This window comes from Actinomyces mediterranea (genome assembly GCF_900155595.1).
Taxonomy (GTDB): Bacteria; Actinomycetota; Actinomycetes; order Actinomycetales; family Actinomycetaceae; genus Pauljensenia; species Pauljensenia mediterranea.
In genome coordinates this window covers 1394754-1415702 of sequence record NZ_FTPB01000004.1, presented here as the reverse complement: position 1 = coordinate 1415702, position 20949 = coordinate 1394754, and the positions used below count along the sequence as shown (strand labels likewise).

General features: G+C 65.3%; 15 protein-coding genes. 8 read left to right on the top strand and 7 right to left on the bottom strand.

The window, feature by feature from the left end; all coding sequences use genetic code 11:
* Positions 1 to 80 precede the first annotated feature (80 nt).
* Positions 81 to 575 carry an inorganic diphosphatase gene (locus BQ7471_RS10240; protein ID WP_076466006.1) on the top strand — a complete coding sequence of 165 codons (495 nt, stop codon included), beginning with the start codon at positions 81 to 83 and terminating at the stop codon, positions 573 to 575.
* Between the two features lie 52 nt (positions 576 to 627).
* Here the strand turns inward: BQ7471_RS10240 and BQ7471_RS10235 are convergent, their stop codons facing one another.
* Complete coding sequence (locus BQ7471_RS10235) at positions 628 to 1908, bottom strand: C40 family peptidase (RefSeq protein ID WP_076466005.1); 1281 nt, start codon at positions 1906 to 1908, stop codon at positions 628 to 630.
* Between the two features lie 411 nt (positions 1909 to 2319).
* On the opposite strand from BQ7471_RS10235, the gene BQ7471_RS10230 reads away from it, so the two are divergent.
* Together BQ7471_RS10230 and metX are read left to right on the top strand one after the other, a co-directional pair.
* Positions 2320 to 3654: an O-acetylhomoserine aminocarboxypropyltransferase/cysteine synthase family protein gene (locus tag BQ7471_RS10230; protein WP_076466003.1), complete on the top strand. Its 1335-nt coding sequence runs from the start codon at positions 2320 to 2322 to the stop codon at positions 3652 to 3654.
* 33 nt (positions 3655 to 3687) lie between these two features.
* Positions 3688 to 4854 (top strand): homoserine O-acetyltransferase MetX, encoded by a 1167-nt coding sequence (gene metX / locus BQ7471_RS10225; RefSeq protein WP_076466001.1) that lies wholly within the window; start codon positions 3688 to 3690, stop codon positions 4852 to 4854.
* A gap of 54 nt (positions 4855 to 4908) precedes the next feature.
* Here metX and BQ7471_RS10220 read toward each other — a convergent pair whose 3' ends face one another.
* Positions 4909 to 5100 (bottom strand): hypothetical protein, encoded by a 192-nt coding sequence (locus BQ7471_RS10220; RefSeq protein ID WP_076466000.1) that lies wholly within the window; start codon positions 5098 to 5100, stop codon positions 4909 to 4911.
* A 199-nt stretch (positions 5101 to 5299) separates the two neighbouring features.
* On the opposite strand from BQ7471_RS10220, the gene BQ7471_RS11390 reads away from it, so the two are divergent.
* Positions 5300 to 5548, top strand: a complete 249-nt coding sequence (locus BQ7471_RS11390; RefSeq protein ID WP_159438545.1) for a hypothetical protein — start codon at positions 5300 to 5302, stop codon at positions 5546 to 5548.
* Entirely contained in the window at positions 5535 to 6659 is a 1125-nt protein-coding gene (locus BQ7471_RS10210; RefSeq protein ID WP_076465997.1) for an alpha/beta fold hydrolase, read from the top strand. Before BQ7471_RS11390 ends, BQ7471_RS10210 begins: the two co-directional genes overlap by 14 nt.
* An 11-nt stretch (positions 6660 to 6670) precedes the next feature.
* Here BQ7471_RS10210 and BQ7471_RS10205 read toward each other — a convergent pair whose 3' ends face one another.
* The gene (locus BQ7471_RS10205; RefSeq protein ID WP_076465995.1) at positions 6671 to 7810 is read right to left on the bottom strand and encodes a hypothetical protein; all 1140 of its coding nucleotides are present in this window, start codon (positions 7808 to 7810) and stop codon (positions 6671 to 6673) included.
* A gap of 121 nt (positions 7811 to 7931) precedes the next feature.
* Between BQ7471_RS10205 and BQ7471_RS10200 the strand changes: the two genes are divergently transcribed.
* Together BQ7471_RS10200 and clpB are read left to right on the top strand one after the other, a co-directional pair.
* The gene (locus tag BQ7471_RS10200) at positions 7932 to 11066 is read left to right on the top strand and encodes an FAD-binding and (Fe-S)-binding domain-containing protein (RefSeq protein WP_083663375.1); all 3135 of its coding nucleotides are present in this window, start codon (positions 7932 to 7934) and stop codon (positions 11064 to 11066) included.
* A gap of 634 nt (positions 11067 to 11700) precedes the next feature.
* Complete coding sequence (clpB, locus tag BQ7471_RS10195) at positions 11701 to 14340, top strand: ATP-dependent chaperone ClpB (RefSeq protein ID WP_076465994.1); 2640 nt, start codon at positions 11701 to 11703, stop codon at positions 14338 to 14340.
* A gap of 61 nt (positions 14341 to 14401) precedes the next feature.
* Here clpB and BQ7471_RS10190 read toward each other — a convergent pair whose 3' ends face one another.
* The 3 genes from BQ7471_RS10190 to BQ7471_RS10180 form a co-directional block, all read right to left on the bottom strand.
* Positions 14402 to 14899, bottom strand: coding sequence for a YbjN domain-containing protein (locus BQ7471_RS10190; RefSeq protein WP_076465992.1), 498 nt, complete (start codon positions 14897 to 14899; stop codon positions 14402 to 14404).
* A gap of 13 nt (positions 14900 to 14912) precedes the next feature.
* Positions 14913 to 15371 (bottom strand): type III secretion system chaperone family protein, encoded by a 459-nt coding sequence (locus BQ7471_RS10185; RefSeq protein WP_076465990.1) that lies wholly within the window; start codon positions 15369 to 15371, stop codon positions 14913 to 14915.
* A gap of 177 nt (positions 15372 to 15548) precedes the next feature.
* Entirely contained in the window at positions 15549 to 16391 is an 843-nt protein-coding gene (locus BQ7471_RS10180; RefSeq protein ID WP_076465989.1) for a hypothetical protein, read from the bottom strand.
* 206 nt (positions 16392 to 16597) lie between these two features.
* Here BQ7471_RS10180 and asnB point away from each other — a divergent pair, with 206 nt between their 5' ends.
* A complete protein-coding gene (asnB, locus tag BQ7471_RS10175) occupies positions 16598 to 19330 on the top strand; it encodes an asparagine synthase (glutamine-hydrolyzing) (protein WP_076465987.1) in 2733 nt (910 codons plus the stop codon).
* A 2-nt stretch (positions 19331 to 19332) separates the two neighbouring features.
* Here the strand turns inward: asnB and BQ7471_RS10170 are convergent, their stop codons facing one another.
* On the bottom strand, positions 19333 to 20802 hold the full coding sequence (locus tag BQ7471_RS10170; RefSeq protein WP_076465986.1) for an endonuclease/exonuclease/phosphatase family protein: 1470 nt from the start codon (positions 20800 to 20802) through the stop codon (positions 19333 to 19335).
* Positions 20803 to 20949: the final 147 nt, after the last annotated feature.

Below are 20949 nucleotides of genomic sequence, written 5' to 3'. Positions count from 1 at the left end.
GAACTGCATCCACCCTAGCGGCACGGTCACCTGACGGTCGCCCGACACCGCGGGCGAACGGCTGGAGGAAGGAGAGCGCAGTGGAGTTCGACGTCACAATCGAGATCCCCAAGGGTAATCGGAACAAGTACGAGATCGATCACGAGACGGGCCGCATCCGCCTCGACCGCATGCTCTTCACATCCACTCGCTATCCCGACGACTACGGTTTCATCGATAACACGCTCGGCGAGGACGGCGACCCGCTGGACGCCCTGGTGCTCCTGGAGGAGCCGACGTTCCCAGGGTGCGTCATCCGCTGCCGCGCGCTCGGCATGTTCCGCATGCGCGACGAGAAGGGCGGTGACGACAAGGTCTTGTGCGTACCCGCATCGGACCAGCGGGCATCGTGGCGCACTGAGATCGACGACGTATCAGAGTTCCACCGCTTGGAGATCCAGCACTTCTTCGAGGTCTACAAGGATCTTGAGCCGGGCAAGAGCGTCGAGGGCGCCCACTGGGTGGGCCGCGAGGAGGCGGAAGAGGAGATCCGCCGCTCCTACCAGCGCCTCAAGGAACACGAAGGCGGGCACTGACGCATGGGGGTGGCGCGAACCCCGAGGATTCGCGCCACCGCCGTCTTGTCTGTCAGAGGCGCACTGCGTAGGGCATGAGTTGCGACCAGCCCCAGATCGATGTGATGCGCACGGAGGATCCCGGTGCGGGGGCCTCGATCATCTGGTTCCCGCCGAGGTAGATGGCGACGTGGTAGATGCCGGACTGCGATCCGTTCGTCGACCAGAAGATGAGGTCACCGGGTTCTGCGGAATTGAAGGAGACCCTCGTTCCGTAGTTGTACTGGGACTTCGAGTAGTGCGGCAGGTACACCCCCGCCTGCCTGTAGGCGAGCATGGTGAGGCCGGAGCAGTCGACGCCGCTGTAGGACTCGCCTCCCCACACGTAGGGGACGCCGAGGTAGGTCTTCGCCGCGGCGATCGCCGTCGACGCCTCGCCAGAAGAGCCTGAGGGGACTGTGGTGCGCGAGTCGTCGCGCGAGGCGGGAGGCGTGTAGTAGTCATCGTCATCGTCTTGCGTTGCTGCTTGTCGAGCGGCCTCCGCTTGGCGCGCCGCCTCCTGGCGGGCGGCCTCTTGACGTGCTGCTTCTTCAGCGGCAGCCCTTGCCGCGGCTTCGGCGGCAGCTCGGCGCTCTGCTTCGAGGGCGGCTTCGCGCTCGTTGATGAGCTCGACCGTTGTCGACGTCTTCCTCGCGAGTTCGGCGACGAGCGCCTCACGCTGGATCTCGGTGCTCTGCTGGAGGCTGAGAGCGGATTGCGCGGCACTCTCGGCGGCCCTCGTCTTCACCTCGACTTCGGCAGTCGCAGCGGTCTGGTTCTCAAGCGCCTGGTCCGCCGCCTTCTGCATGACGGATGCGACCTGTTCGAGGGCGACGACCCGCTGCATCTTTGCATCGGCGGATGCGGAGAAGGTTTCGATGGAGTTCTGCTTGGTCTCCACGGTCCTCAGACCATTGGACCCGAGGTAGGGGGCGATGGAGTCGAGGGAGGAGGCGCCCTCGCGATAAGCGGTCTGTGCGACGGATGCGATCTCGCGCCGCCCCTGTTCGAAGTCGGCCTGCGCCCGGTCCGCGTCCTTCTGGGCCTGATCCGCGGTAGCGGTGGCCTCGTCGAGAGCGATGTTTGCGGCGTTGAGCTCTTCGGCTGCGATCTGGGCCGCCTGGAGCGCTTCATTGGCCTGTGCGGTGACTGATGCGAGCCTCACTTCGATCTGGGCGACGGACATCTTCGCGGCTTCTTCTTCGGCCTGGGCGCGGGCGATGTCCTCCTGAGACGGAGCCGCATATGCCATATGAGGGGTCAGGAGGGCAACGGTCGCCACGGCGGTGATCACAACTGCTCGGGATCGGCGCATCCAGCGCTGTGGTAGTCGAGACACTCGGTGTACCTGTCGTCAGAAATGGCACGGTGCTCCTGCACCGCACTTCCCTGCGAGCGTACTTCACAGGTGCCACATTACGCAACAGGTTCCACATTAATCACGTCATCAACAATTGCAACATTCGCCACATTCATCACATGTGTGTGCGCTGTTACGTTCGTCCACCCCCCGGAACGGGCGGCAAGGCGCACCCGCAGGACCGTTAACCTTCACCTATGATTCGTCGAATGCCGAGCCGACTGCTCTGAGCCCCGCCTGTGACTGCTTCACAGTCGCAGAGCCCCGTGCAGTCGTTTTCCCCACCCGCGGGGAGTCATCGTCGGCATCGTGCCCTGCTGAGGCCGCGTCTTCCCGCTCCTTGTCACCGCCTATTGAGGAGCCCACATGTCTTATTCCAACGCCGAGAACTGGAGATTTGAAACGCAGCAGGTCCACGCGGGCTGGGACCGCGATCCGGCGACGGGGGCGACTGCCCTGCCGATCCACATGTCCAATGGCTTCGCCTTCGATTCTGCGCAGCAGGCGGCCGACCGCTTCTCCCTCAAAGAGCTCGGCAATATCTACACCCGCCTGTCGAATCCGACGCACGACTCGGTCGAAGCCCGGGTCGCGGCCCTCGAAGGCGGAGTTGGCGCGCTCTTCCTCGCATCCGGACAGTCCGCGACCGCCCTGTCGATCCTCAACCTCGCTGACACCGGCAATAACATCGTCGCCTCCGGGTCGCTCTACGGCGGCACCGTCACACTGTTGAAGAACTCCCTGGGCCGCCTCGGTGTTGACGTCCGCTTCGTCCCCGCCCCCCTCGACGCCGACGCGTGGAAGGCACTCGCCGACGATAAGACCGTCGCCTTCTTTGGAGAGGCCATCCCTAATCCCCGCGGCGACATCCTCGACATCGAGCCGATCGCCCACGCCGCCCACGAGGTCGGCGTCCCCCTCATCGTCGACAACACTGTGTCGACCCCGTACCTGACCAGGCCCTTCGAATGGGGCGCGGATATCGTCGTGCACTCGGCATCGAAGGCCTTAGGCGGACACGGCACGGCCATGGGCGGGTTCATCGTCGACTCCGGGCGCTTCGACTACTCAGCCGATCCGCAGCGCTTCCCGCACTTCAACACCCCGGACCCCTCCTATGGGGGAATCGTCTACGCGCGCGATCTCGGAGTTGACGGCGCATTCGGTGTGAACCTGTCCTTTATCCTGCGCGCCAGGCTCCTCGGACAGCGCGACTTCGGATTCGTCCCCTCCCCCTTCAATGCGTTCCTCATCGAATCGGGTATCCAGACGCTGTCGCTGCGCATCGAGCGCTCCACTGACAACGCCCTCGCCGTCGCCCGCTACCTCGAGGCGCATCCGCAAGTCGAGTCAGTGTCCTACGCCGGACTGGAGTCCTCGCCGTTGCACCGCCTTCAACTCAAGTACTGCCCGCGGGGGGCGGGTCCCCTGCTCTCCTTCGTCATCAAGGGCGGCAACGAGGCGGGGCGGGCCTTCGCGGATTCGCTCGAACTGCTCCCCCTCATCGCCAACCTCGGCGACAATAAGAGCCTCGCCACGCACCCGGCATCGATGACACACTCCCAGCTCTCACCGTCCCAGCTCGAATCCGCTGGCATTGAGGGCGGAACATTCCGCCTGTCGATCGGCATCGAGCACATCGACGACATCATCGCCGACCTCGAACTCGGATTCGCCGCCGCCGCGGCAGTCCAGGACTGAACCCGATACCATTGCGCAGGAGACGATCGCGCCATGACTGCCCACACCGATCCCAGCCGTGCCGACGTCACGGGGGCTTGGAGCGAATCCGACCCGCCAGCCGACAGGCTCTTCGCCGATCTGGGGGCGATGCGCCTTGAGAACGGGAAGATCCTCGAGGGCGTCGCCCTCGCCTATGAGACGTGGGGCGCCCTCGACGAGTCGAAGTCCAATGCCGTTCTCATCCTCCACGCCCTGACCGGGGATGCGCATGTGGTCGGACCCGTCCAGCCGGGCCAGCCCACCCCCGGATGGTGGGAGCAGATCGTCGGCCCCGGCAAGGTCCTCGACACCGAGCGCTACTTCGTCGTCGCGGCGAATGTCCTCGGAGGATGCCAGGGGTCGACGGGCCCTGCCTCCCTCGCACCGGACGGCAAGGCCTGGGGGTCGCGCTTCCCGGTGATCTCCACGCGCGATCAAGTGCGCGCCGAGGCCCGCCTCGCCGACCTCCTCGGCATCGATGCGTGGTCGCTCGTCGTCGGCGCTTCCCTGGGCGGGCACCGCGCCATCGAATGGGCGGTGTCCTACCCCGAGCGGGTGGACCGACTCATCATCGTCGCCTCCGGCGCGCAGACCACCGCCGACCAAGCGGCGTGGGCGCACACGCAGATCCGCGCCATTGAACTCGACCCGGCGTGGAGGGGAGGCGACTACTACGACCAGGAAGAGGGGCCGACCCGCGGCCTCGCCCTCGCCCGGCAGATCGCCCACACCACGTACCGCTCCCCCTCCGAACTCGATTCGCGCTTCGGGCGCCTGCCTCAACGCGAGGAGGATCCCCTCCACGGCGGGCGGCTCGCCGTGGAGTCCTATCTCGACTACCACGGGGAGAAGATCATCCGGCGCTTCGACGCAGGATCCTATGTCGCTCTGTCGCGCTCCATGCTCAGCCACGACATCGGGCGCGACCGGGGCGGCCAGCGCGAAGCGCTCAAACGGGTCACCGCTCAGACCCTGGTCGTCGCCGTCGACTCCGACCGCCTCTTCTTCCCCGAGCAAGTATGGCAGATGGCGGACGGCATCAAGGGGGCCTACTACCGGGAGATCCACTCCGACCACGGGCATGACGGCTTCCTCATCGAATCCGACCAGCTCACCGCGCTCCTCGACGAGTTCCTCACCCAGAGGATCCCCTCCCGGGCCTCCGTGTTCTCCCGCTAAGGGCTGGGGAACAGGAAAAAGGGTGGAAGTGTGTCCCGACTGAATGAAGTACGCTCATCCGGACTGGGCTGTGTTCTCCTGCGTGTGGTGACCGCAGTGTGGGGGAATGCCGAGCATGACGCGGGCTTCTTCGAGGGTGTAGGACAAAAAGGGCGGTTCGGTGTTGGTGATGAGGCAGAAGGGGGTGGTGTAGAAGTTCTCGTCCCAGGAGCGTAGTCCGACGGCCGCCGTGTAGTCGAGGAGCATGTCTTTAGTGAAGCGCTGTGCGCGTCGCCTGAGTTCAGTCCCGCATAGTGGTGTAATCGCCCGGGTCTGGTGCATAGTGTAGTGGTGTCTAATGTGGGCGCAGACGGGGGCGCTTGTGAAAGTGGCTTGTCCTGGGTGTGGTGGAGGGTCTGATTCCGCGGAAGGATAAGGACCATGTCAGCACCTAGGAGGTATCGCGATGAGTGTAAACAGCGCGCGATCCGGATGTGCGTGGACGCTATGGAGGACCCGCCCAGCGATGATCTGCCAGGACATCGACCAGTACACGCAACGCTTCGGGATCTGGCCGATCTTCCGTGTCCTGTCCAACGCAAGAACGCCGATCGCCCCGGGTTACCGTGTCGCACACCAGACCCGCCGCAACCATGCGCGCCGCCACCGCTGCGAGCACCTCGGGTGCTTAGGCTTGGATCATGAGCGACACTGACACGCAACCCGCGGGCGAGGAGCCCGCATACGACGTCATGGCACCCTGGGGTGAGGGGGGCCCGCCCCCCGAGGGCTCGTGGCGCGAAGACATCCTCGGGTCCGCCTATGACTCGCGGACCCTCCCCCTGCTCCCCGACTCCGAGGGCGACAATGTCGCGACCCTCATCCGCTACCTGCCCCACCGTGATCCCGGCGCCCCCGCTTCGGCCAAGTCCTTCCCCCGTCATGTCGCCCTATACCTGCACGGGCGCAACGACTACTTCTTCCAGACTGAGCTCGCACAGACCATGGCCGCTTCTGGAAGCGCCTTCTACGCCCTCGACCTGCGCAAATACGGGCGATCATTGCGCCCCTGGCAGTCGATCGGCTACACGGACGATCTGAGCGCCTACGACGAGGAGATCTCCGACGCCCTCGACGTCATCCGCGCCGAACACGGCCGCCTGCCCCTCATCCTCGTCGGCCACTCGACGGGAGGACTCATCGCCGCACTATGGGCGCACCGCCATCCGGGTGCGGTGGCGGCGCTCATCCTCAACTCCGCGTGGCTCGAGATGCAGACGATGGCGAATCTGAGATCCGCAGTGTCCCCCGTCCTCGGGCGCATCGCCGCATACAACCCCAAGTGGGAGGTCCCCGCCGGCGAGGGCCCCGATTTCTATTCGACGTCGCTCATTGGGGGGTGGGTGAACTCCGGCCTGACCATCCCCTCCTCAGTCGCCGCTCACGAGGACGATCCCGCCCTCGTCGGATGGCGCTACCGCCACGAGTGGAAGCGCCCCGAGTCCTACCCCATTCCGGCGGCCTGGCTCGACACCATCATGGACGGGCATGCGATCATTGAAGAGGACCTCGATCTCGAATGCCCGGTGCTGTCGATGATGTCCTCCTCATCCTACTTCGGCGACGAGTGGAATGAAAGGGTCTTCTGCTCGGATGTGGTACTTGACGTCAATGTCATCGCAGAGCGCTCATCGACTCTGGGCCGACTCGTGACGATCGCCCGCTTCCCCGGCAAACACGACCTGTTCCTCTCCGACCCGGATGTGCGCGCCCGCGTCTGGGACACGATGACGCACTGGATCGACGCATTCGCGCCGACCGTGTGACGGCCCCGGCGTCAGCTGCCGTGTCTGGCGGGGGCGGAGCGGGGGACGGCCTGCGAGTACTCGCGGATGATCTCGTGGTTGACCTCGGTGAGGGATTCGGCCAGGCTCGGACCGCGCATATCCGAGATGTGCAGATGGTCCCAGGCGTCTGCGAGCTTGGGCGCCGCCGCTTCGAGGTGCCTGGGAGTCAGCCACACGTCCTCGCCGCTGTGCAACGTCCCCTGACGGGTGAGCCACAGGTCCTCGGGTGCACCGCAGTCCTGGTGGGCGACGAGGGGCACGTCCTCGCCGATGATCTCCGCGAGGATCGCGAGGGACTGCGCATCGCGGCCGAGGACGGGGACGCCGTCGGCGCGGGCCTGGGCGATGTCGTCGGGCTCGGAGGGGGAATCGGGCTGCACGGGCGGCTCCTCGGATGAAGAATCCTCTGTGTCGACGGGGGTGGCATCCTCACGGGGCTGCTCGAGCGGCGCGGGACCTGCGTCCTCGTTCTCTGCGGGCTCTGCGGCCTCGACCGGTGTGGATTCGGCGACCTCGATCTGCGCGGGGCGCTCCGTCTGGGTGAGCAGGAGTTGCGGGGCGTGGGTGTACAGGCGCGGGCCGACTGCGGACACTTCGAGGAAGATGCGACCATTCGACATCTGACGCAGGCTCACCTCGTGGACCTCCACACCCGACGTCGCCAGGACGTCGAGGGCGGGGCGCACCTGCGGGTCGATCGCGCCGACGACCATGATGAGCCTGGGGCCGGCGACCGGCGAAGGCGGCATCGAATCCTTGAAGGCGAACCACCCGATCTTGAAGCTCTCAACACCACCGGGGTACTCGCGGGCGAGGTCGGACCACGATAGGGCGGCGGTGTGCGACAGACGGGACAGGGAGGAGATGAGTGCGTCGGAATCGAGGCGGGTCATCACCTCGACGGACACAACCTGCCCGGTCGCATCCAAAGAAGTCAGGCGAGGCGTCTGGGAGTCGTCGTCAACGCCTCGGGCGATATTGCGCCAGGTGATCGGGAAGAGGGGGCGCGACACGATCTCGAGGACTTGGGCGCAGATCGCGTCCACAACATCCTCGCTGAGGTCGGCGGACATGGGGCGCCCGAACTGCGCTGGGATGAGTCGACCGGCCTCAAACTCGAACAGAGCCATCGATTTCCCTTCTCCTCGTGAACCCCTTGCCGCCCATTGTTCCACAGGTCGGGCCGATCGGTGGTAACCCCACTGTGAACACGAGGTCCCCTCAGCGGTGTCAAGATGCCAGAATCAGGGTATGAGTGCACTCGTCGACCCCGGCCTCACCCCCATGCCCCGTTCTGCGACGCCCGGCGACCCACACCCGGTGAACGGCACGTCGACGCTGCAAGCCGCAGCTCCCGACCCGTACAGCGATGCCACCACCGTCGTCCTCAACAGCATCGTCGCCGGTATCGACGGTGAAGTGGATGCGACTCCCGCAACGAGAGCGCGCTACTCGACGGATGCGGGCCTGTACCGCATCCCCCCGCTCGCCGTCGTCTTCCCCGCACGCGTTGACGACGTCCTGCACACCCTCACTGTCGCACGCGCACACGGGGTGCCCGTGACGACCCGCGGCGGAGGCACCTCCTGTTCGGGCAACGCCGTCGGCCCCGGCCTCATCATCGAGTTCGCCCGCCACCTCAACCGCGTCCTGTCCATCGACCCCGAAGCGCGCACCGCCGTCGTCGAACCCGGATGCATCGCCTCGACCCTGCAGGAAGCGGCACAACCCTACGGTCTGCGCTTCGGCCCCGATCCGTCAAGTCAGAACCGAGCGACCATCGCAGGGATGGTCGGCAATAACGCGTGCGGCCCTCATGCGACGGCATGGGGGCGCACCGCTGACAATATTGTCGCCCTCGACTGCATTGACGGCAGAGGGAGGCGCTTTACTGCCACAACCCGCCATGATGCCGACCTGGGCGAGGTGCCCGGCCTCGCCCCCCTCATTGACTCGAACCTCGGTCTGATCCGCACCGAGCTGGGAACCTTCGGACGTCAAGTCTCCGGCTACTCCCTCGAACACCTCACCCCGGAGGGGCACCGGAATCTGGCGGCGATGCTCGTCGGAACTGAAGGCACCCTCGTGACGATCCTGGCGATCACTGTCCGCCTCGTCGACCTGCCGACTGCGCCCGTCCTCGTCGCCCTCGGATACCGCGACATGATCGCCGCTGCCGATGACGTACCGACTCTTCTCGCCCACTCCCCCCTCGCCGTCGAGGGCCTCGACAAGAGGCTCGTCGACGCGGTGCGACGCCACAACGGGCCGGGAGCCGTCCCTGAGCTTCCCGCAGGAGAGGGGTGGATGCTGTGCGAGGTCGGAGGCGACTCCCCCGAAGACTCACTCGCCCGGGCGCACGCCCTCGCCCGCTCCGCCCACACCGATGCCGTCGCCGTGTACCCGCCGGGGGCCGACGCTTCGCGCCTGTGGCGCATCCGGGCTGACGGCGCGGGCCTGGGGGGCCGCACCCCCATTAACGAGGCGACCGGAACGGGTGGTGAGCAGGCGTGGCCCGGCTTCGAGGACGCCGCGGTGCCACCCGAGAACCTGGGCGATTATCTGCGCGACTTCACCGCCCTCATGGAGGAGTTCTCCATCGATGGCCTCCTCTACGGGCACTTCGGTGACGGGTGCGTGCACATCCGCCTCGATATGCCGATCGGCACGGACGAGGGCGTCGCCCATTCGCGGCGCTTCTTGGAGCGCGCGGCCCGCCTGTGTGCGAGCCACGGGGGCTCCGTGTCCGGGGAGCACGGTGACGGGCGTGCGAGGACCGAGCTGCTGCGCTACATGTACTCGCCCGACATGCTCGACCTCTTCGCCCAGGTGAAGGCCCTCTTCGACCCCGACAACCTCTTCAACCCGGGAGTTTTGACGGCACCGATGAGCGCCAAGACTGCCCGAGCGCGACGGCGCGAGCGGCGCTCGGGCGAGCGCGGCGCCACGTCGCTTCAGGATGTGCAGCCCGGCGTCGACCTCGTCGACCATTTCCTCCGCCGCCCCGCAGCCCGGCGAATGCCCGCCGACGGGGGTTTCTCCTTCAGCGAGGACCACTCCGATTTCGCGACTGCCGTTCATCGGTGCACCGGCGTCGGCAAGTGCAGGGCGGGTATTCCGGGCACCTTCATGTGCCCCTCCTTCGCCGCCACCGGGGACGAGAAGGACGTGACCCGCGGTAGGGCACGCATCTTGCAAGAGGCGGCTAATGGCCAGCTCATTGCCTCCATCGAATCCCCCGAAGTGCTCGAGGCTCTCGACTTGTGCCTCGCCTGCAAAGCCTGCTCCTCGGATTGCCCGGCCGGGGTGGATATGGCGAAGTACCGCTCAGAGGTGTTCTTCCGCCGCTACCGCGGGCGAGGGCGTCCCCTATCGCATTACACACTCGGATGGCTGCCGAGATGGACCCGCATCACGGCTTCCATCCCCGGGCTGGCGAAGCTGGGAACCGCGGTGCTGTCAGTGTCGGCCCTGCGCCGCCTGGTCTTCGGGATGATCGGTTTGGACGCCAGGCGCCCCATGCCGCCCCTTCAGTCGGGGACCTTCTCCTCCTGGGCGCGCGAACGCGGCCTCGCCGGGGCGGTGCCCACAGCGCGAGGCGGCCAGGCCGGGCATGCTGGGCGCGCTGCGACGCTTTCGTCCGTCGGGGCACTCGGACCCACGGACCCGCAGGGGCGGCGATATGTCGTCATATGGGCGGACTCCTTCTCCCAGTCCCTCGACGACACCGGGGCGCGCTCCCTCGCCAACCTGCTGGAGGCCAACGGCTTCGCCGTCATCGTCGCGCCGGATGTGTGCTGCGGTCTCACATGGATCACGACCGGTCAGTTGACGGGCGCGAAGAAGAAGCTGCGCACGCTTCTCGATGTTCTCGCGCCCTTCGCCGTCAATGGCATTCCCATTGTCGGGGTAGAGCCGTCGTGTACGGCGGTCCTGCGTGATGACCTACTCGAGTTGCTCCCCGACGACCCGCGCTCGCATACGGTCGCGGCCGAGACGGTGACGCTGTCCGAGTTGCTAGCCACGGTCCCCGACGAGCAGTTGAATCTACCGGACCTGTCGGGGGTGGAAATCGTGGCCCAGCCCCACTGCCACCACTACTCCGTCATGGGGTGGGATGCGGATCGAGCACTCCTCCACCGTTTGGGAGCGAGCGTCACCGAGCTGTCGGGCTGCTGCGGTTTGGCCGGAAACTTCGGGTACGAGAAGGGCCACTACGACGTGTCGGTAGCGGTGGCCTCCCAGTCGTTGCTGCCCGCCCTGGAGTCTCATCCCGATGCTGTGTTCCTCGCCGATGGCTTCTCGTGCCGCACCCAGGCCGCTCAGCTTGCCGATCGCAGTGGCATGCATCTGGCGACACTGCTCACCCGCTCGGCAGAGGACTGACTCACTCCCGGGGCGGCCTGCGCCCCCCAGAGAGCCCGCCCGTGTCCCGCTCCTGCTCAACCCGCGCACACGCACACAGTTTTTGCACTCTCTGACACTCATCCTCTGGCGTGCTGTCCGTAGCCGCAGGCCACAGCCTTAGATACTCGTGCGGTGTGGCGCGGTTTCCACAAACTGTGTGCGTTTTGACGGGTGAATGGCCGATAGGCGGCGCTTCCGCCAGCGGCAGGGATCGCTGCGCTCCCAGTGGGCCCGCCCTGGCCTTGCCAAGCTTGCCGGGGTCTCGTTTATTCCGCCTGCCCGCCGTCGTTCACTTCGACGATTCCAGGCTTCCCGACACACTGCGCAGAGGACAGGAATGGGTCGGAAAATCTGGAACAGAAGACCAGCAGTGGAGAGGGCGACGCAGGGCGCGGTCAGCCTCCGTCGACCGCGCGGGTGTACCGGGCACAGGCACCACGGGGTGCGAGGGCGTGCACAGGTGGGAACAATCTGCGGTATTTCAAACGGTTTTCGACGCGCGAAACAAAGTTGAGTGGAATAGACTCAAGTTTGTCGGCGTTGTATATGCAGACACTCACCGGACTGCCGGTGACCGCGTATCAACCGACGCGACCGCGTCGCAGGAGGACCCATGACCAACGAATTCACTACGAAAGCACAGGAAGCCATCGCTTCCGCGCTCCAATCCGCGAACGCTGCGGGCAACCCGAATGTTGAACCGCTCCATCTACTCGCAGCGCTCCTCGAACAGACCGACGGCATCGCCGCGTCCCTGCTCCACGCCACGGGGGCCGATACCGCCGCCATCGGTGCGCGCACCCGCTCCGCCCTCGTCAATCTGCCGCAGACCAGCGGCGCGACTGCAGGACAGCCGCACACCGCCCGCGCCCTACTCGACATCATCAATGCCGCGAAGGAGCTCGCCACCAATGGGGGCGACTCCTATGTGTCGACTGAGCACCTACTCATTGCCATCGCCGCGTCCTCCACGGATGCCGGGCGCATCCTCACCGACAGCGGCGCAACCCCTGAGGCGCTGTCAGCCGCATTGGCGCGTCTGCGCCCCGAACCCGTCACCTCCGCGAACCCTGAGGGCTCGTTCGAGGCGCTCAAGAAGTACGGTCGCGACCTGACAGAGGTCGCCCGCGAAGGCAAACTCGACCCCGTCATCGGACGCGACTCCGAGATCCGACGCGTCATCCAGGTGCTCTCGCGCCGCACGAAGAACAACCCGGTCCTCATCGGCGAACCCGGCGTCGGCAAGACGGCCGTCGTCGAAGGACTCGCACAGCGCATCGTTGCAGGAGACGTGCCCGAATCTTTGCGGGACAAGACACTCATCGCCCTCGACATCGCGTCCATGGTGGCGGGCGCCAAATACCGCGGAGAGTTCGAGGAGCGCCTCAAGGCGGTCCTCGCCGAAATCCAGCACTCCGACGGGCAGATCATCACCTTCATCGACGAACTCCACACGGTCGTCGGCGCGGGCGGCGGCTCCGAAGGCGCCATGGACGCGGGCAATATGCTCAAACCCATGCTCGCCCGCGGGGAACTGCGCATGGTCGGCGCCACCACCCTCGACGAGTACCGCGAGAACGTCGAGAAAGACCCGGCGTTGGAGCGCCGCTTCCAGCAGGTCTTCGTCGGCGAACCCTCGGTGGAGGACACCGTCGCGATCCTGCGCGGCATCGCCCCGAAGTACGAGGCCCATCACAAGGTGACGATCTCCGACGGCGCGCTCGTCGCCGCCGCGACCCTGTCCGACCGGTACATCACCGGCCGCCAACTCCCCGACAAAGCCATTGACCTCATCGACGAAGCCGCGTCCCGCCTGCGCATGGAACTCGACTCCAGCCCCGTCGAAATCGACGAACTGCGTCGCCAGGTCGACCGCCTGCGCATGGAGGAGTCCTACCTCGCCGAATCCGACCCCGCCCACGAGGACGAGGCCACGCAGGAGCGCCTGGAGAAACTGCGCGCCGACCTCGCCGATAAGCAGGAGGAACTGACCGCGCTCACCGGCAGGTGGGAAGCCGAGAAGGCCGGTCACAACCGGGTCGGCGATCTGCGCGTCCAGCTTGACGAGCTGCGAACCCAGCTCGACGTGGCGATCCGCGAGAACCGATGGGAGGAGGCGGGGCGCCTGCAAAACGGTGAGATCCCCGCCGTTGAGCGCCAGATCGCTGAAGCCGAGGCAAGCGCCGAGGCGGAGGGCCCCTCCGGATCTGCCGAGCCGATGATCGCCGAGAAGGTCGGCCCCACGGAGATCGCGGAAGTCGTCGAATCCTGGACGGGTATTCCGACGGGCAAGCTGTTGCAGACGGAGACCGACAAACTTCTCCACATGGAGGAGGAGATCGGCAAGCGCCTCATCGGCCAGCACAGTGCGGTTGCAGCGGTCTCAGATGCGGTGCGCCGGTCGCGCGCCGGAATCGCCGATCCGAACCGTCCAACAGGCTCTTTCCTGTTCCTCGGCCCGACGGGCGTGGGCAAGACCGAGCTGGCGAAGTCGCTCGCGCAGTTCCTTTTCGACGACGAGCGGGCCATGGTCCGCATCGACATGTCCGAGTATTCGGAGAAACATTCGGTGGCGCGCCTCGTGGGCGCCCCTCCGGGGTATGTCGGCTATGAGCAGGGCGGGCAGCTGACCGAGGCCGTGCGTCGGCGTCCCTACTGCGTGATCCTGCTCGACGAGGTCGAAAAGGCAGATCCGGAGGTCTTCGACATCCTCTTGCAGGTGCTCGACGACGGGCGGCTCACGGACGGCCAGGGTCGGACTGTGGACTTCCGCAATACGATCCTCATCCTCACGTCGAACCTCGGCTCGCAGTTCCTCTCCGATTCGTCCCTATCGCAACAGGAGAAGACGGACGCGGTGATGGAAGTCGTGAGGCGGTCCTTCAAGCCGGAATTCGTCAATAGGCTCGATGAGACCGTCGTCTTCGATCCGCTGTCCAGCGATGATCTCGCGGGGATCGTCGACCTCATGGTCTCCGACCTGGCGACGCGGCTCAGCGATCGGCGCATCGGGCTCGATGTGTCGGAGCCTGCGCGCGGATGGCTTACCCGCGTCGGATACGATCCGGCGTATGGGGCGCGCCCGCTGCGCCGCGTGATCCAAAAGGAGATCGGGGACCGTTTGGCGAAGATGCTCCTGGCCGGACAGGTCGAGGACGGCCAGTGCGTCCGCGTGGACATCGCCGAGTCCCTCGACTCCTTGACGATGAGCGTCGGCGCCCCGGAAGAGAGCGACGACTGTTTCATGGCATGAGGGGAAACGCTCAAAGGGGTGCGGCCCGGTGCACAGTGCACCGGGCCGCACCCCTCATCGATTATTCCCCTTCGGGTTTCTCGGCCTCTTCTGCAGCTCCGAATTGTTCGGTGATCGAGGTGAAGAACTGCAGCGTCGTTCCCAAGGCGCAGCGGAAGTTCTGCATGAGTTGCGCATCCGTCGCGCCGTGCTCGTAGTCGACGTTCACCTCTGCCATGACCTGGAGGCGGTCGCCCGGGACCTCGCGGAAGTAGCCCTTGGGCCACAGCTTCGTGCGGTGCCAGTCCTCGATGTGGTTGAGGAGGTCGGAGCGCAGTTCGCGCGGGTAGGTCCCCTTCATGAAGGAGACGATGTTGAGGACTTCCTTATCCTTGCCGGTGAGACGGAAGTAGAACATAGATCCGTCCCACATGCCGCCGAGGTCGCCGTCATCGTCGATGCGCCAGTGCCACCCCTCGGTGTCGAAGAGCAGCGCCATCCGCTCGGTGGAGATGGGGCGCACCTCGTCGAGGGCGACCGGGCTCGGCTCACTCGGTTGCTTCTTGTTGAACCATCCCATGGTCATTCGCCTTTCAGATGCCGAGTTCGGAGCGGAGTGCGGAGTAGAAGGAGCCTGCCGTTCCCAGCGCGCATTCGATCTGTTGCATGATCTGTTGATCGGTCGCCCCGTGCTCCCAGTCAATGGTGTTCTCCGTGAAGATGCGGATGACACCGGAGTCAGTGATGCGGTGGTAGCACTTGGGCCACAGCTTGTCGTGGTGCCATTTGAGGATGAAGTCGCGGACCGCATCGAGATGATTGATGGAAATGGATTCCGACAGGTTCCCGTAGATCTGAAGGATCTCCTTTTGGTTGCCCGTGAGGATGAAGTAGAAAGGGTTGTCGTCCCACATTCCGCCGAGGTCGCCATCGTTATCGACCCACCAGTTCCAGTTCCGAGAATCCAGCAGCGCTTTGAGGCGCTCCTGTGTCACTGGCGGTGTCACAGATGCGGGCTGGGGCGCAGGGGTGGGCGAAGCGAACAATCCCATAAAAGCTCCTCATGGTGCAGCCAGTCATCAGTGGCCGCGGCGAATAACGATTACTCAGTAGGATAACGGCTTTCTCAAGCATATGGGAGACGCTGATGCACGAGGGGAACTCCTCGGCACGGTTGGGGGAGCAGCTCATTCGAGCAGCTCCCCCATTGACCGCGAGTGCGCGGTTATTCAGCGCCGGACGTATGCGCCGGGCTGAAGGGCTCGCCTGCGCCCATTGACTTTCACGAGCCAGACGATGCCGATGACGGACACGACGATGCCGAGGATCCCGACTCCCGTTCCCCAGGCGAGTCCCGACAGACCCGCATTCGTCATCTTGTCAATGGAGACGCCGGTCATTCCCATGAGATTCGATGCCCCGCTTCCTTGGCAGGTGAGCGTGTATTGACCGGCGTCGAGTCCGGATGCGTAGAAGCCGGTGCCCGATTCAAAACTCATCGAGATCGATTCGCCATCCTTATCCAAACGACATCCCGACACATCGCCATTCTGCGTGAGAACGAGGTAGGTACCCGTTTTATCGACGGTCACCGTTGAACCTGAGGCGATGGGTTGCGTGCTTTCGACCAGCTGGCCGATATCAAGCCCCCCGACGACGCCGAAGACCATGGCGATCGGCGCGACGATGAGAGCGATGATGACGCCGCCGATGATGGTGAGGATCGGCCCGACGCGACTGGGCAGGGGCTGGTTCGGCGCGGGCATGCCCGGGTACGGGCCCGAGGACGGGTAGGGCGTCTGGACGCTCCACTGCGCGGGCTGGGGCTGTCCGCCGGAGGGCCGCTGCCACTGTTCAGCATTCGGCTGGGCGCCCTGCGGCGCACCGGTGGGGGCGCCGGGAGCGGATGCGCCCGGATACGTCCCGTACGGCTGATTCGCCTGCCCGTTCACCGACCCGTACTGCGGCCACGGCGCCCCCTGCGTTTCGGGGGCCTGCCCAGCGTCGACGGGCGTTGATGGGGTGGCGCGCTGGCCGTAGCGCGGTTCATTGTTCATCTCGGGTGTTGACATGGAGTCCTCCGTAAGTCACGAGTTACCGCGCCCATCTTATCGGTCGTCACCTACGGGCGATAGACGGGAGTCCCCCTGATCGTGCCGAGTGGGGACCCTGAGCGCACCGCTCACCGCACAGTGCCGCCCGTCGGGGCCGCACTTCGCATCATTGAATGCCACGCTCTATCATTCAGTGAGGAGTCATAAGAACAGGACGGTTCGGCATGTGCGGTATTAGCGGGTACTTCGGTCACGATCAACGGCTCAATGACGATCTTCTCACCACAATGAATGCGACGCAGGTCCACCGCGGCCCCGATGGTGAAGGAGTCTTCTCGGACGGACCCGTCGGTTTGGCGCACCGCCGACTGGCGATCATCGCCCGCGAAACCGGCGCACAGCCCATGACCACGGCCGACAAGCGCTACACCATCATCTATAACGGCGAGCTGTACAACTACCTGCCACTGCGCTCGCAGTTGCAGTCCGAGGGAGCCTCCTTCCACACCGACTCCGATACGGAGGTCATCCTCGAGGGCTTCGCCGCCCACGGGCCCGCCTTCTTCGATCGAATGGACGGCATGTGGGCCATCGCCATGTGGGACTCCGTCGAACAGCGACTTACTCTGAGCCGCGATCACTTCGGCATCAAGCCCCTGTACTTCGCAGACCTGTCCGCCCAAGACAGCGATTTCGCCGGTACCTCCGTCCTCTTCGCATCGGAGCTCAAGACCCTGCTCGGTACCGGTCTCGTCGCCCGGCGCGCCAATGAGCGCACCCTCTACCGCTACCTCGCCTTCCGCATCCACGAGGACGCCCCCGAAACCTTCTTCGAGGGCATCGAGCGCCTCATGCCGGGAGAGCTCGTCCAGATCGACTCGACCGGCATCACCCGCTCCACCTACACGAGCTTCCCCGACGAATTGCGCGAGGCCGCGAAGGAGCGCCGCCCCCTCGACGATGAGGCCGTGCGGACCTACCAGGAGATGCTCACCCAGTCGGTTCGCGAGCGCCTCCAGTCCGAGGTCCCCGTAGGAACGTCCCTGTCCGGCGGCCTCGACTCCACGACGGTCGCCCTCATCATCAACCAGATGCTCGCGAAGGGTGCGACGCAGTCAACCGCCGCAGTCGGCGCCCGCCAGAACACCTTCTCCGCCGTCTTCCCCGGTTCACTCAACGACGAGGAGCGCTACGTCGACGACGCCCTCGATGCCTGCGCCGGACACGTCGAGAGCCATAAGATCCTGCCCACCGCGGACCAGTTCAAACTCGACATGGTCGACTTCATCCGTACACAGGAAGAGCCCACCATCTCGACCGGCCCCTACGCCCAGTACGCCGTCATGCGCGAAGCCTCCAAGCACGTCACCGTGCTCCTCGACGGCCAGGGCGCGGACGAGATGATGGCCGGATACATCCCGTACTACTTCGTCTACTTCCGCCAGCTGCGCAAGGAGGGCAAGCTCGCGAAACTGGCATTGGAGACTGCTCGCAGCGCGGACGTCCTCGCGCGCCTGGGTCGCTTCACCGCAGCCGACAAGCTCCGCCGCCGCACCCCCGTCGTCACGTCTACGCTGCTCAACGAGGAATTCCGCAAGCGCTACTTAGACGAGTCCCTCGACGTCGTGCGCGACGACCTCAAAGAACGCCTCATCCAGGACCTCTTCCACAATTCGCTGCCCTCGCTGTTGCGCTATGAAGACCGCAATACGATGCGCTTCTCCCTCGAGGGCCGCGTCCCCTTCCTCGACAAAGACACCGTCCGCTTCCTGTTCTCCCTGTCCGACGACGCGATCATCACCGCCGGGTGGAACAAGAATGTCCTGCGCCGCGCCGTCGCGGGCCTCGTTCCCGACTCGATCCGCCTGCGCCGCAATAAGATCGGCTTCACCACCCCTGAGGACGAGTGGTTCAAGCGCATCAAGGGTGCGATCTTCGACATCTTGGCCTCGCAGTCCTTCGGCCAAAGGCCCTGGTTCAACCAGGCGGAGGTCCTCACCGCATTCGACGGCTTCATCAATGACCGCAATGACGCGTCGACGATGCTGTTCTGGCGCCTGGTGAATGTTGAGTTGTGGGCGCGCATCTACCTCGACGGCGACGACCTCGGGGCATCTCTCGACGAGGGATTCGCCGACCTCGATCTCACCGATCATGGGAAGAACCTGCCTCCCGATCCGCATACGCCGTTGGAGGCGAATACGGGGAAGAGCCTCGATCTGGTCCTCCCCGACGGGACCGTGTCGCGCCGCTACCCGATTCAGACGGATAAGTTCTCCCGAGACTCTGATATGGATGCCGAAATCGGTCACTATATCACGCAGTTCTTCAACGATTTGAAGAATCTGGGCGACGAGGACGACCGTGCGGCGACCAGCGGGAAACGCTGGAATCTGACGGTCTCTGAGAAGATCATCGCGATCATGCAGGGGCGCTCGTGGTTCATCTGGGACGTCAAGCCGTCCTTTGTGGCCCGCAAGCTGTCCCGGATGGTGACTCGGACGCCCGCCGGCATCGGCTTGGGCAACCCGGTGACGATGCAGCTCGCCATTGACGAGGCCGGCTTGGGCCGCATCCTCTACGCGGCGGCAGGTTCCGTGATCGGCAAACTGCGCGGCAAGAAAGGCGTGTTCTACGAGTTGGCGGGCGCGAATGTGCGCGCGATCGACGGCCCCACGGAGTACTCCGTGTATCCGTCGAATGTGTCGGCGAAGCTCCCCCCGAAGGATCCGGATCTCGTCGCCGCACACCTGTCCGAGCTTGTACGCTCCCTGGTGCCCGAGGAGTTCCGCGAGACCTTCGACGGCGTCGTGGTCATGGATGCGAATGACATCGGCCGCAATGTGCTCGGCCTGTCGGCGTCGCGCGACGCGGAGTACTACGAGGAGCAGTTCGCGGACAATCCGCTGGGCCAGGGCTCGCAGCAGACGCCGATGGCGATCGTCTTCGACCGATAGGCTCAGCCCCTGCGGCCGCGGTGTGGAAGGGCACCCGAACCGGCCGACGCGAGGACGCCCGCACCGATCGTTGTGAGGACGAGTGCGAAGCCGAGAGCGGCCCCGCTCACGGCTCCCGTGTTCGCCAGGGCATTGGGCTGTTCAAGGGCCTTCGGCATACCGCTGGGACCGGCATCCGCACCGCTGTCCGATTCCTTGCCGGGGTCTGCGGGGGTCTGCTCTCCGGGCTCCGGCTGCTCCGGAGCGGGAGGCTCTGTCGTCGGGAAGCGCAGCTTCGTCCAGACCATGCGGTGGTCCGAGGTTGGGAAGGGGTGGAGGCCGGTGAGGCGGAACAGCTCGTCGTCGCGGGTTGGCCACAAGACCTGCGCCTCGTCGACCTGCGTACCCGCGTTCGGCAGCACGTAGTCGATGCGCAGATTCCCCGGCCGCGGATCATCGGTGAAGTCGCCCGTGTCGAACTTCGGGTCCGTCTTGTGGGTGAGGTTCGCGCCGCCCTGGAGCTGAGCCTCGAGAGGGCCGCCCTGCGAGGTCGGTAGCGTGTCGACGATTCGGGGGCTGGCGAGAAGCTGGTCGATGGCTCCCGGGTACGAATCGCCGTCGAGCGGATCGGAGTTGTAGTCGCCGAGGATGACGAAGTTCGCATCGGCGGGAAGGCCGCCTTTGACGCCATTGTCGTCGTAGAGGTAGTCGGCCCGGTTCGCTACGTAGTCGGCCCACACGTGGATCTCGTCAAAGTTGCGTTTCTTGTTGCGCTGCTCGGGTCCGTCGAACGAGGGCGGGGTCGGGTGCGCGGCGAGGACGTGGACGGTCGTGCCGTCGACGTCGACCGGCAGGTCGGCGTGCGTCTTAGACGAGAGGGGGAAGCGCTGGAGCACCTCGTCGGAGTACCAGCCCGTGCCATCGGCGTTGGTCGGGAGGAGGGCGCCCGGCATGTCCTTCCACAAGAAGTTCTGGAACGTGCGGATCTGGTCGGTCTTGATCGGATACTTCGAGTAGACGACGAAACCGTATTGACCCGGGAACGTGCCGAAGCCCCAGGCGTCGCTCGGGCCGTTGTTCGTCCCATCCTTATCCAGGTCGAAGCCGCTGGGCACGCCGGTGTTCACCGGTCCCGACCAGGCGTAGGGGTAGGAGACGGGGGCGGCGCCGTTATGGGCGACTTCGAGGTAGTTCGTGCGGAACAGGTCAACGGCTCTGCCTTCGGCGTCGTAGTCGAATTCGTTGACGAGGAGGATGTCCGGATCCACCCTCTGAATGGTTTCCGCGACGTTCGAAGCCTGTGCGTTGTTCGGGGTGGCGAGGTCTGTGAGGAGCTGGCCACCCGCATCGCGGTTGAGGCTGGCATTGAATGTGGCGACCGTGAGCACACCGGTGGTCGGCGGCTGCGCGGGGGCGGCGAGGACGGGGCCGGATGCCATGACGCCGACAATCAGGGGAAGGCAGGCGGCAGCTGCGACCGAGCGGGGTTTCATCAGTGATTCTCCTCACCACTGTTCGGGATCGATCTCACGTAGATTAGAGCCTCATACGGGAAAGGCACAGAGGCCCGGTGATTCGTGCGCATATTTGCACGGCGACTGGAAGGGCTTCCACTGAGGTGCTGCTGCAGCGCATGAACG

What these genes read in the sequence shown, in the direction of transcription:
- BQ7471_RS10200 (WP_083663375.1), top strand. Translation starts at nt 7,932, where the DNA reads ATGAGTGCACTCGTCGACCCCGGCCTCACCCCCATGCCCCGTTCTGCG.
- BQ7471_RS10205 (WP_076465995.1), bottom strand. Translation starts at nt 7,810, where the DNA reads ATGGCTCTGTTCGAGTTTGAGGCCGGTCGACTCATCCCAGCGCAGTTC.
- BQ7471_RS10180 (WP_076465989.1), bottom strand. Translation starts at nt 16,391, where the DNA reads ATGTCAACACCCGAGATGAACAATGAACCGCGCTACGGCCAGCGCGCC.
- BQ7471_RS10230 (WP_076466003.1), top strand. Translation starts at nt 2,320, where the DNA reads ATGTCTTATTCCAACGCCGAGAACTGGAGATTTGAAACGCAGCAGGTC.
- BQ7471_RS11390 (WP_159438545.1), top strand. Translation starts at nt 5,300, where the DNA reads ATGAGTGTAAACAGCGCGCGATCCGGATGTGCGTGGACGCTATGGAGG.
- BQ7471_RS10190 (WP_076465992.1), bottom strand. Translation starts at nt 14,899, where the DNA reads ATGGGATGGTTCAACAAGAAGCAACCGAGTGAGCCGAGCCCGGTCGCC.
- BQ7471_RS10220 (WP_076466000.1), bottom strand. Translation starts at nt 5,100, where the DNA reads ATGCTCCTCGACTACACGGCGGCCGTCGGACTACGCTCCTGGGACGAG.
- BQ7471_RS10235 (WP_076466005.1), bottom strand. Translation starts at nt 1,908, where the DNA reads ATGCGCCGATCCCGAGCAGTTGTGATCACCGCCGTGGCGACCGTTGCC.
- asnB (WP_076465987.1), top strand. Translation starts at nt 16,598, where the DNA reads ATGTGCGGTATTAGCGGGTACTTCGGTCACGATCAACGGCTCAATGAC.
- BQ7471_RS10210 (WP_076465997.1), top strand. Translation starts at nt 5,535, where the DNA reads ATGAGCGACACTGACACGCAACCCGCGGGCGAGGAGCCCGCATACGAC.
- BQ7471_RS10185 (WP_076465990.1), bottom strand. Translation starts at nt 15,371, where the DNA reads ATGGGATTGTTCGCTTCGCCCACCCCTGCGCCCCAGCCCGCATCTGTG.
- BQ7471_RS10170 (WP_076465986.1), bottom strand. Translation starts at nt 20,802, where the DNA reads ATGAAACCCCGCTCGGTCGCAGCTGCCGCCTGCCTTCCCCTGATTGTC.
- metX (WP_076466001.1), top strand. Translation starts at nt 3,688, where the DNA reads ATGACTGCCCACACCGATCCCAGCCGTGCCGACGTCACGGGGGCTTGG.
- clpB (WP_076465994.1), top strand. Translation starts at nt 11,701, where the DNA reads ATGACCAACGAATTCACTACGAAAGCACAGGAAGCCATCGCTTCCGCG.